We start from the raw sequence: 13060 nt of genomic DNA, 5'->3' as shown, positions 1-13060 counted from the left end.
TGATTTTATTTAACTATATTATCATTTAGTGATTTTAAGCACAAGTAAATATCCCCCTGACATAGCCATGGGATGTTCATCAACGGTCACATCCCCACGCACGAAAGTGCGTTAGTACGACTGACTCTTGCTAAGGGTTTGTTACTCGCTGCCAGTAAACTTGGCTTTATTTCTTGAATGACTTTACATCTTCAAATGTTAATTGACCATTCAGTCTGTCCTCTTTTAACTGATTACTTATATATACGTCTATCTTTCACATTTCGAACTATAAATCCGAAGAAAACTTCTATATGTACACATAGTAATCCTCTCAAAAGTTTATGTCTATCAAAAAAATTCAAGAATGAATTTTTCAAAACAATGTAGTTCCGATAAATTTTTATTCCCACAAATCACTAAGTTCTAAATCACGATCAAATGCCGACTCTTTATTGTAATTTTCGCTCATTCTCCTTAAGATCAGTGAAGTGTTTGGATAAGATATCCGCAGTTTTTTTGCATCTTCATTATACTTATCTCCTATTTTCTTTTCGTTTATCCCACCGCTTAATACATGCGCTCCTCGTTGATTATATTTACCAATTATAAATTCATCAATTTCCGTTTTTATAAAAATTTTTTCAAAATAGTTTCTAACAATTTCATGAGGAAAAATCCCGTCTTCACCTACAGGAGAATAACTCAAAAGTTTTCCTATACATAATTCTATTGCTTTTTTATAACCGGCATCTTCGGCCGCTTTTTTTACATTGGCAATCCAAGTATCAAAAATTTCTTGTGATTTAATTTCGCAATTACACCCCGGTATATCTTTGAAAAGATATAACAAATCTCTTGATAAATTGGTTACTGAATCATACTTCTTATCATGCCTCTTTGACAAATTTTCTTCTATTTCTTTATCACTTTTAAACACTTTTGAAACTAAATTAACATATTCCGACGGATTCTCTGTCAATACCTTGATTATACACTTTGGTTTGATACGATCTTTTATCAATGGTAAATACCAGCATTCTAATTTTGCAACTGTCATTGTGTCCACATTTTCATCGTTATATATTCTTTCGAATAATTCCGTCACGTCATAATTCACTATATGTTTTATTGTCATTCCATTATTTTCAACACTATCAAATAATTCAATACTTTTTTCAAGCGTTAAAATAATCAATTCTGTTCTTATATTTTTTGATCGCGACAATAATTTAATTGCAGAAAATGGGCGCTTGTATTCTATCAATTTTGCGGTCACTTTTTCAATCAAATTTCTTTCCTCAAAACTTTTTACAAGATAGACATTTATATATGACCAATAATAATTTTTTATATTCTCTTTAAGCGTATCAATAATTTCTATATTTTCAACAGAAATTGTTGTTTGACATAAGATATTTGCTTTTTCTTCTTCAGACAGATGACTTTTTTTCAATTTACGAATCATTTCATCAAAGCCTATGTTCCTGAATATTTCATTTGCAATTTCCGAATACAAGTTTAAATTTTTGTTTTTGAATTTCATAAGGAGATCCAAATCCAAAGTGCTCTCAAAAAGTTTTTTATACAAAATAACTGCTAAATCCCTAACATCTTCAGCATTGCCACAAAATTCTATAATTTCGTCTAAAGAATATTTTTCAAACATTCTATCTAAAGTTTCTTTTCGTATATTAAATAAATATTCTGTTTCTTTATAATAATCAAAAGTTTTTTTATCATATGGAATTGGCGACAAAATATCAGGACTCCATTTAAACAAATACTTATACTTGTCAAGCTCATCAGGAAGTATTTTATTATATAATTCTTCTAACTTTGAAATATATTCTTTGGGAATTTGCATATCATCATAACTATATCTCCTGTTATGACTTATTTTACTTCTTAATTTATCACACAATCTCAAACAATCTTGTTTAGATGCCTTCTTTGTATAAGCAACACACATCTTATTTAATTTTTCAAAATATTTTTTGAATAATTCGATTTTACTGATAATAATTTCCCAATGTTCAATATTATTATCAAGATTGTCTATCATTATATTTAAAAGTTTATCAATAGTATTATTATATTCGATAATTGTAACAGATGTTGCAAAATCAGTTTCAAAACTATGCCACTTTGGTTTTGCGATATTCATACAGATTTGTTTATTCCCCGGTAAAATAGAGTTAGCAATAGTCCATCCTGTTTTAGGATATTCTACAATTATTTTCTTTAAAAGAGCAATTTTATCTTTTGAATTTAAACATCCCTGTGGACACCACAAACAAAAAATTTCGTAGAGTGATGTTTCCGGTGAATTTTCTATTTTATATTCTAAATTTTTTTCATTTATGGTTACTAATAATAATATTGCACGTACAGCAAATTCATCATACCACACTAATTGTTCCAAGGTCCAGAGAATATAAGTGTAATAATTTCTTCCAAGCAAAATATCTTTTGAAGGAGTAAACAAATGCCATAGTTGACTATTTTCAATTTTCACTTCATTTTCAATTTTTTCTAACACCGCCTCCGGAGCTGCTTCAGCAAAAGTAGGTAAAAGAGGTGCAATTGAACTCCATTGTTGCCACTCCATAACGTTATTAAGTATTTTTTTTATCAATGAATATACAAAGTTTTTTGCCGATATGCCATTTATATTACTTAATTCCTCGCATTTTTCGTTGAATATTATTAAACTAATTGCAAGTCCGTTTTTTATATAAAATGAATATTCAGATTTCTTTCCCCACAGTTCGCCAAAAGCCTGTTCATCTTCAGCTAATTCAAATTTGGGAGACACATATCCAAATATAATTAGAGCACTTTCTTCAAACCTTCTCATATATTCTTCAGTTACTTTATCAAGCATAAACATCCATAGATTAGGTATAGAAATTATTTGAAAAGTATTTCTCACTCTGAAAACAGGAGATTCTTCCATATTAATCCACTCTGTCAGTTTTGATATATAAATATCATATTTTTCACCGCTAAGCAGCTCGATTAACTTTTTATCCCCCTTAAAGTCACCGTCCCACGCACCTGCAAGCAACGCCGGAATTAAGATTTCTACATTTGTTTTTGAAAGCCAACTAGGCTGTTTCTTACTTATCTCATTAGTAATTTCTCTATACAAATATATAAAGGACCTCTTTGTATTACGTTCAAGTAGACTGATTCTTTCACTATCCAATCCGAGAGTTTCTAATGCTTTGTGATAATCATTTTTATACCGTTTGATAAGAGAAACACTCTTGTCACCACGCTCAATTTTTGAAATAGGCGAAAAATAACTTACTGGAATAATTATAAATAAATAACTCGGAATTTTAATTTCGTCTGTTAAATTAAAGAGAGGAATTAATAGTGTTTTATTATCATGTGTTTTTATAAGACTATTCCATGCTTCTGTATTTTTAACTACTAATGCTCTATTTATCACTTCTTCCTTACTTTCAAAATTATAAATTGTAGCAATTAAAAACATTATTGCCTCTAAATCTGATTCTGCTTTCAAAACATGGCATCCATTTTTTTCTGTCAACCAAGAAGATATTATTTCTTTTTCTTTATCTCTGCCAATCAAGAAAAACTCTTCTTTTAGAAATGGTATTGTACTGGTTGCATATTCTTCCCAAAATTGCTCTACCGTATAAACGCCATTTATACTTTTTCCCATAACAGAAAACATCCAATTTGAAACAGCCGGACATTTTTCAATCCATAAACACATTTTAGATGCATCAAATATCTGAATATCGCTCCAATGATATTTACTTTTACTTTCATTTATTTTTTCTTCGATAGATTTTCTATGATTCCATAATTTCAGTGTAACAAATATAAACGTAGTGGATACAATATCAACACCCAATGGATTTTGAGTTCTTTTTTTAATATCATCATCAAATTTTTGTATTAAATTTTCATCAGTTCCACATTCCCAAACCGATTTTCCTTTCGGAAAAAAGTTGGATTTTTCTTCAGACTCAAGAACTCCATCATAACCTGCATATTGTATTCCTTTTTCTATCGAAAAATTATGCCGAATTATTTTATCTGATGTAGCAAGTACAAGTCTAATTACTAATTCCGGCAAAATTTCTTGAGCTTGTCTTGGATTATTTCTTGACCAATTATCAAGTTCTGTAGCAGAAATACGATTTAGCATAATACTCCCCTCCACAAATTAAAGATTATTCAAAAATATAATACCATAATTCATCAAGATATGCAATATTTTGTCTACTTTCACATTTTATAATACAATAGAAAATGTTTTGTGTCATTTGGTAGAATACAAAACAAAAAACATATCAATTATATAATAAACTGTATATATCATTTATTATTCATATCGTTTAATTCTCCTTTTATATAATTATTATTGTTTCTGGCAATCATAATAATATTATATAAAAAGGAGTTTTATTTTTTCATCACTAAAGCCGTACTGAACCTACATAATATCTTGGGATTTTCATTATACAAAAAAACTCAGATTCCATAGAAATCTGAGTTTTGTAGAGTGTTACGATTTTACCATATTAGCCTTTCTCATATAAAAATAGATAATATCTACGCAGTACATTAATAGCAATTTGAAGTTCTATCATTCTATCACTATATTTTAGATGAGTGTATTTTATAACTGTATTAGGTGGTATGATTTTTAATATGTAACATTTAATAAGCAATTTATGTTTAGATGATAGGGCTTTAAATGCAGTATTTAAACATCTATATTGTTCTTTTTTTATCACGATTAATTCCGGCGATTCTATTTCTGATACTATCGATGAAATATATTTTAACTTATTATTAAGAATATTTCTTGTTTTTTCTTTACTGTATTGTGATAAAAGTACATATCTTGAAAAAGCACATACCCATGTTGAAAACTTACTTCTCCCCTTAAAAACTTCCAACTTATTATAACATCTTTCAAACGACTCACTTACTATGTCATCTATCATACTATTTCCTATATAATCTTTTATAGATATTCTATTGACATAATTATATACAATAGGATAAGCCTCATTGTACAACATATCCCACGATTCTGTATTTCCTTTAAGATACTCTTGTACCTTTATATAATCCTCTTTCCATTTTTGTTGGCTCATACAGTACCCTCAACATTAAAAATCACTCTCTTACCAGTTTGCCATACCAGACAACCTTACACGTCAAATACCCATATTCCGCTCATATCTAAAAGTAAAAATAAAATCCGTAAGTTTCATAAGACCCTCCCAGCATATAATAACTACCTTTTATCGTTTGATTTTTAAAAATATATCCAGCGTTAGTTCTTCTACTATTCTATTAGTTGCTTTTTTTTAATATTTCTCCATTGATGAACAATCACTCAATCTCATTCTAAACCAATACTCCGGATTTATTTTTATTCCTGTTAAATTATATTTCATTTGACACAGTAGTAGTATGGAATATGGAATTAATTCCATATTATCTGCATCAGCAGAATGGTCTGCTATTCTATAATTTAATTGTTGCATATTTGTCATAAGCATAATAGCTTCTTTAGATCCATATGCAAAAATCAAAGACATTAACTCTTTAAAATCACTTATTGTTTTTTGCATTAGCGCCCTGATTTAAAATAGTATTCATTAACTCTTGAATCTTATATGGTAAATCAGCAATTTTATCCAAATTAATATTAATTTTTTCTCTATCAATTTCAGATTTAAAATTCCTCTTATTCAAGAAATATGTAAATAATTGTTACAGCTGCAGTAATACATGCTGATAGAACAACTACAATATTTTCATTCATGTATTTGCCTCCTTAATCAGCATTTTCTCCAATTATGTTAAAACATATAAATCTTGTTTTAATTATGCCATAGTAACACAGATTTTTCAAGCAAGATGATACCTATATTTTACTATATTAAATACATAGTACAGCACTATTGTCTTTAACGCATTAAATCTCACTGTCAGCTTATTTAAACCAATAACATTAAATGAAATGTCACTTAAACTCTAAAAAGCACAAAAAAACTCAGATTTCATAGAAATCTGAGTTTATGGTGCGACTGTCCTTATTGGACTTATGGAAAAATCGCATAAACACAAGGGTTTTGAGCGGTCAATAAACAGTATTAACCTTAAAATAAAATAATTTTATGTTTAAAAAATATCGTGAATTGCATATTTACGGTATTTTTTATTTCCCTTTTGCACCAAAGACCGACCTTTACATTCTCAGATAGTATATCATAAATACATAAGGCGGTCAATTAAAAAACAAAAGAACGACAAAATTTTTATTTTGCCGAAGTAAAACAGAATATTTTATATATAAGGCATTGGGAACACTCAATGTCTTTTTTTGATGTCGATATTTAGGAAAGGAGCATATCAGCTATGGCAACAGTATTCAGAGTTCAGAAAACAAAAGATTTTACAGTGATGTCTAATCATCATTTAAAAAATAAAGATTTGTCCCTGCGGTCAAAAGGGCTTTTATCGTTTATGCTTAGCTTGCCTGAAGATTGGGATTATTCCCTTAAAGGCTTAGCAACTTTAAATAAAGAGGGCATTGACGCCATACGCTCGGCAATCAATGAGCTTGAAGCGTTTGGATATATTGAGCGTTCCCGCGTCAGAAACGAAAAAGGGCAGCTTGGCGAAAATGAATATATCATACACGAATTGCCTATATCGCCCGAACCAAAACAGACCGAGCCTACATTGGAAAATCCAACATTGGATAATCCTGTACAGGCTGAACCTGAACAGGGCAAGTCCACGCAATTAAATACTAATAAATCAAATACTGAAATATCAAATACTGATTTATTAAATACTTATCCAATCAATTCTACGGAGCCGGAGGAAAACGGCGAACCTGTAAAACCACAACAGCCTGAACGGATAGGAATGGATAAGATTTTAGCATACAGACAGCTTATAAAACAAAATATTGAGTATGATATTTTATGTCAAAAGCTAAACGGCAATATCGGTATTCTGAATGAAATTGTTGATATTATCACTGAAACGGTATGTACAACAAGAGAATACTTAACCGTTGCAAGCGAGGAACGAAATGCGGAAACGGTAAAATCCAAACTTCTGAAACTAAACAGCGAGCATATCGAATATGTCATAGACTGTATGAAGAATAACACAACAGACGTACACGATACAAGAAAATATTTACTTGCGGCGTTATTCAATGCCCCCTCCACTATTGACAGCTATTACACCTTGAAAGTAAATCACGATATGTACGGAGGTAATTAAAATTACATACAACCCAAAATCACGCGCCCCGCCTATGCGAGCGTGTTTTTTAATACAAAATTTTAAATCTTGACAAGGAGGATTTTTAGAAATGAGAAACAAAATAAAAAGAATTTTAGCCGCTGTAATGGCGGCGGGAATGACTTTGAGCGTTATTCCCTCAATCACCACTTATGCGGCGCAGAGTAACGAATATGTCGATCCGGCGGACGTATGGATTGAAGCAAACGGGCGCACAAGCGAGTTTGACATCAATGCAACAGTAACTACGGGTACAATGTTCTGCCCCGTCTGCGATATGCCGACAAGCAACATTTCCTACCGCGTACCCGAATACACACGAACTGGCGAAACCGCATATAATCGCGGCGTCTACTATTCGGACGGTACGCTTATTGACGGAAAAGGCAAAGGCAATCTTGACGACGGAACACCCGGCGTTGACGCGTTCTATACGGGGTATCATTGGACAAAATCAGTTTGTCAGAATTGCGGTACGGTAAATTCCGTTGACGGAATTAACGCGTATTCGTGCGGTAAAGATGTATATTCCCTTAACCCCTGCGACAGCAACTTTTTCTTGGATTTTGACAGTACGGAATACATACCGTACAACAGCAGGACGCATACGGTAAAAGCAAAAAAGGGCAAGTATTGTCAATTCTGCAAAGGCACGAAAGAGCGGGTGCAGGACAAACAGGAAAACCACAACTTCACCGAAAATGTAAACGGCGAATTGGGAAATCAGCGTTTTCACATTACAGCGGATTGTGAGGACTGCGGATATAAGAAAAACGAATACGCGGCGGCAAAGTCTGTTGTACAAAGCTATTATGGCAAGGTTGACGGAAAACCTCATACCGTAACCGTCAATGACTTATCGGAGAATGGCGTAAATACAAGTATTCGTTACGGAACGGAAGCGAAAAAGTGTAACAAGACAAGCGCGCCGAATTATACCGACGAGGGCTATTATCCCGTATATTATGAGATAGAATATACCTACGGCGGCGAGAGTATGACGGAAAACGGCGTAAGCTATGTATGGCTTTTAAGCGATAATCCGCCCTCAAATACAAACAGTATTCATACTCACGATTTCAGATTTTTGGAAACAGTGCGCCCCACTTGTACAGAGTTAGGTTTTGACCGTTTCCAGTGTGCCGAGTGCGGAGCCTTGCAGAAAACGAATTATACTCCCGCAAGCGGGCACGATTACAATACTGTTGTAATTCGTGAGCCGAGTTGTCAGCAAGGCGGTTTAGAATTACATTCCTGTACAAAGTGCGGCAGATATTATACAGAAAGTACCTCAATGACGGGACACCGTTATGAAACAAATATTGTTGCCTCCACTTGTACAAAGAACGGATATACAGAACATATTTGTATCGACTGCGGATATAAGTACATTACGGATTTAACGCCACTTGCAAAACACGATTACAGACCGACAGTAACCGCGCCCACTTGTAAAACAAAAGGCTTTACCACATACAAGTGCAGAAATTGTGATGATACCTATGTCGGCGATTACACCGAGCCGCGCGGTCATAAATGGGACGAGGGACACACTGTAACTAATTCGACCTGCGAGAGCGAGGGCGTTATGGAATACCACTGTAAACATTGTGATGAAAAGATGATACAGGCAATTTCAGCGACAGGACATACACCCGGAAAGGCTGCTACCTGTACCGAACCGCAAAAGTGCGAAAGCTGCGGCGCTATTCTTGAACTGCCGACAGGACACACCTATTCCGAAACAGTAACGGAGCCGACTTGTACAGCTATGGGATTTACCACATATAATTGTGAGAATTGCGACCATTCATATATCGGTAATTATACGGATAAGACCGAACACAAGTATAATTCAGTTGTAACTCCCCCGACCTGTACGGAAATGGGATATACAACATATACTTGCGAGGATTGCGGCGACAGCTACATTTCAGATTATACGGATAAAACAGAGCATAAATATAATGCTGTTGTAACTTCCCCGACTTGTACGGAAATGGGATATACAACATATACTTGCGAGGATTGCGGCGACAGCTATAAATCTGATTATACGGAGGTTCTTCCTCATAATTACAATAAGCAGACGATTAAGCCTACTTGCACATCACAGGGCTATACAATTTACACTTGCCCCGATTGCGGCAAGGAATATATCGGCGACGAGCAGGAGCCGACAGAGCATAAATATATTCCCACTGTAACCGCGCCGACTTGTACGGAAATGGGATATACAACTTTTACTTGCGAGGATTGCGGAAAATCGTATGTCGCGGATTACACGGACGCGAAAGGCCATAACTATGAGGAAAAAATCACAACTTCCACTTGTACGGGTATAGGATATACAACCTTTACTTGTAAGGACTGCGGAATTTCATATATCGGAAACGAGCAGGCAAAGACCGCTCACGATTACGAAACAACAGTAACCGCGCCTACCTGTACAGAATTGGGCTATACAACATACACCTGTAAAAACTGCGGCGAAACATATAGAGCCGACGAGGTATCGGCAAAAGGACACAAGATGTCAGATTGGATTATTGACGTTCCCGCTACGATTGAGAATGAGGGCAGCAGGCATATTGAATGTACGGATTGCGGTACAGTTTTAAAAATTGAGGAAATCCCCCAGCTTACCGATAAGGACAATTCGGACGAGGACGGATATTCAAAAGTCGGTGATTATAGTATTCTGATTACCGATAAGGACAGCAAGCCTGTTTTCAATTCAGAAATCAGCATTGACAAGGACGATAACATCACAATTAAGCTGCCGGAGGGCAGATTGCTTGACTATGAGGACAGAACGACAATTACGGTTGTTCGTACAGATACAAAGGCAGCGGCAGAGGGCTTGAATATCAATATTTCAGACAAGAGCGGCAACGCCGCAACAGGTCAGACGGACGCAGGCGGTCAGCTTATTGTTCCGAATAATCAGAGCTCAACGGGTAATGAAAACGGCACTATCGGCGGCGATAACGGCGAAACAAAATATACTTATGTTGTTACCGTTACAGACAAAAACGATACCGTCATTCCCGATTGTGAAATTCACATAGGCGATAACCACGATATTGTCGTAAAACTTCCCGACGGTACGGCTATGAACAGCGACAACCGCGTTACTGTTACGGTCAAAGACCAGAACGGCGAAGCAAAGGAAAATGTAAACGTGATTGTCATAGGCGACAGCGACTATATAGAAAAGGGCGTTACAAACGCAAACGGTCAGGCTACATTACCGAATAAAAATCAGGCGTACACGGACAAAAACGGTACGGCGAATGTAAACGGATATATCGTACTTGTCGAAGATGAAACGGAACCGGTATATATGGCGCTTGTAACCGTTGACGATAACGGCGTTATGGTATGCCTCCCCGACGGTAAAAAGATTGATTACCATAACCGTACATCTGTAATTGTAAAGACGAATGACGGAAAAGCGGTTGAGGGCGTAAGCGTAAATGTCTATGACAATGCAGGCGGCGACAGAACCGAGATAACAGACAAGGACGGAAAAATCACTGTTCCTCCGCTGAATGAAAATATAATCGAGAATAAACCGACGCCGGAGCCTACTCTGACAACAAAACCCGGACTTGAAACTCCCGAACCGTCAGAGAAGCCGGACGCAACAGACGAACCGAGCGCAACGGATAAACCGTCAGAAACAGAAAAGCCGGACGCGACAGAGCAGCCGAGCGAAACGGAAAAGCCGAAGCCTACCGTAAATCCCGATAATGGAAGCGAGGTTGTTACTCCCGATTATTCGTATAAGGTATCTGTAAATGACAATGACGGCGCTGTAAACGGCGCAATCGTCAGTGTTGATAAAGACAACGGCAGCGTTACGGTTAAGCTCCCTGATGAAAAGGGTATCACTCCCGATAACAGAATTATTATCGGAATTACAGACAAGGACGGAAAAGCTGTAAACGGCGTACCTGTTACCGTAATTGCAAAGGACGGAACGGAAGCAAAAGACCTTACAAACAGTGAGGGCATTGCGATTGTTCCCCCGACAAGTACAGACCGTACAGACAAAAACGGCTATGCACAGGTTGTTGAGGGAGAAAAGACATACAATGTCATTGTCGAGGACACAAAGGCAAAAATCGAAAATGCCGCCGTTGAGGTTAAGGACGGTAAAATCAGCGTTATTCTTCCCGACGGAAACAAGCTCAATACAGATAATCAAACCACTGTAACCGTCAGCGGCAAGGATAATACAGCGGTCAAGGATATTTCCGTAACTGTTACCGATAAGGATAATAAGACAGCGACAAAATCAACCGACGCAAACGGTAAAATCACTGTACCCGTCAAGACTTCAACAGGCGGTGGCGGCGGTTCTTCTTCAGGAGGAAGCGGCGGCAGTAGCGGATATGTCAAGCCGTCATACACTGTAAAGGTTGTCGATAAGGACGGAAAGACCGTCAATGTCAATAAGACCGTCAAGGACGATAAAATCACTTTGACGCTTCCGAGCGGCAAAACTCTTGACGATAATTATTATACAATTACCGTAACGGATAACAAGGGCAAGACAACGGCGGGTATTGATGTTACGCTCAAAGACAAGAATAATTCCGTCAGCGGCGCAACCGACGCAAACGGTCAGCTTATTATGCCGACAAACACGCATAATTCTTATGTAGTCGGATATGAGGACGGAGCCTTTAAGCCTGAAAATAATATGACAAGAGCAGAAGCAGCTGCCATATTCGCCCGTAATATTGCAGAGCGTAAGGGCGAAAATATTTCAAGCCGTAAATCATCATTTAAGGACGTATCAAGCAAGGATTGGTTTAATAACTATATCGCCTATCTTGAAAAGTACAAGGTAATATCCGGCTATGACGATAAGACATTTAAGCCGGACGAACATATTACAAGAGCCGAATTTGTAACAATGTGTATGAGGTTCTATGCGCTGGACGCTAAGACAGTGGCGGCAAAGAAGAATATTTTTAATGATGTACCAAAATCACATTGGGCGTCAGGTTATATTTACAGCGCTGTTGGTATGGGCTGGATAAACGGATACAGCGACAGCACATTTAAGCCGGACAGCAACATCACACGCGCGGAGGTTGTAACGATTGTAAACCGCGTAACAGGACGCGCCGCCGATACGGAATACATCAATAAGAATATGTCAGCCGTAAATAAATTTACAGACCTCAAAGACAAGTCATATTGGGCGTTTTATGAAATCCTTGAAGCAAGCAATACGCATAATACCGTTGACGGAAAGAGCGGCGAAACTTGGGTAAAATAATTGTCTGATTTGTGTATTGTGTTTGTTGACCGGATATGATATAATCTTTATAATATTTTATATCGAAAGGAAAGAATATTATGGATAAAAAATTAAAAATAATTATAGAAAACTGTCCCCAAAATCATAAATGCCCCGCTGTCAATGTTTGTCCTGTTGGAGCGTTAAGTCAGAAAGATTTTGAAGCACCGATAATAGATTATGACAAGTGTATAGGGTGCGGTAAATGTTCAAATTTCTGTCCTAAAAAAGCATTGGTATTATAATTGGATTATACATAAGGGGTGTAAACGGTGGAGGAACGCATAGAACCGACAAATACGGTACAGACTGAATTTGACGAGTGGATTATAAACGGTTTGGATAAGGCGGAAGAAATAATCCATAAATCAGATACAGAGAATATTAAGCAATAAGCGGTTGTTTGAAAATAAACAGCCGCTTTTTTGTTGCAAGGAGTGA

7 protein-coding genes are annotated in these 13060 nt (G+C 36.1%); 4 read left to right on the top strand and 3 right to left on the bottom strand.

Features of this window, described 5'->3' with window-relative positions:
• Positions 1-382 precede the first annotated feature (382 nt).
• From LKE05_RS12000 to LKE05_RS11990, 3 genes are all read right to left on the bottom strand, one after another.
• Complete coding sequence (locus tag LKE05_RS12000; RefSeq protein ID WP_308456995.1) at positions 383-4168, bottom strand: hypothetical protein; 3786 nt, start codon at positions 4166-4168, stop codon at positions 383-385.
• A 376-nt stretch (positions 4169-4544) separates the two neighbouring features.
• The gene (locus LKE05_RS11995) at positions 4545-5126 is read right to left on the bottom strand and encodes an RNA polymerase sigma factor (RefSeq protein ID WP_308456994.1); all 582 of its coding nucleotides are present in this window, start codon (positions 5124-5126) and stop codon (positions 4545-4547) included.
• A 216-nt stretch (positions 5127-5342) separates the two neighbouring features.
• Positions 5343-5609 carry a hypothetical protein gene (locus LKE05_RS11990; RefSeq protein WP_295575594.1) on the bottom strand — a complete coding sequence of 89 codons (267 nt, stop codon included), beginning with the start codon at positions 5607-5609 and terminating at the stop codon, positions 5343-5345.
• Positions 5610-6399: 790 nt separating this feature from the next.
• Between LKE05_RS11990 and LKE05_RS11985 the strand changes: the two genes are divergently transcribed.
• The 4 genes from LKE05_RS11985 to LKE05_RS11970 all read left to right on the top strand — a co-directional run bounded on the left by LKE05_RS11985 (position 6400) and on the right by LKE05_RS11970 (position 13014).
• Positions 6400-7281 (top strand): DUF6017 domain-containing protein, encoded by an 882-nt coding sequence (locus LKE05_RS11985; RefSeq protein ID WP_022230656.1) that lies wholly within the window; start codon positions 6400-6402, stop codon positions 7279-7281.
• A gap of 91 nt (positions 7282-7372) precedes the next feature.
• Complete coding sequence (locus LKE05_RS11980; RefSeq protein ID WP_308456993.1) at positions 7373-12598, top strand: S-layer homology domain-containing protein; 5226 nt, start codon at positions 7373-7375, stop codon at positions 12596-12598.
• A gap of 80 nt (positions 12599-12678) precedes the next feature.
• On the top strand, positions 12679-12864 hold the full coding sequence (locus LKE05_RS11975; RefSeq protein WP_022230658.1) for a 4Fe-4S binding protein: 186 nt from the start codon (positions 12679-12681) through the stop codon (positions 12862-12864).
• Positions 12865-12891: 27 nt separating this feature from the next.
• Positions 12892-13014, top strand: a complete 123-nt coding sequence (locus LKE05_RS11970; protein WP_308456992.1) for a hypothetical protein — start codon at positions 12892-12894, stop codon at positions 13012-13014.
• Positions 13015-13060 lie beyond the last annotated feature (46 nt).

Origin of the sequence: Hominilimicola fabiformis (assembly GCF_020687385.1) — a bacterium.
Lineage (GTDB): Bacteria > Bacillota > Clostridia > UBA1381 > UBA1381 > Hominilimicola > Hominilimicola fabiformis.
This window is presented reverse-complemented; position numbering and strand designations above follow the sequence as displayed.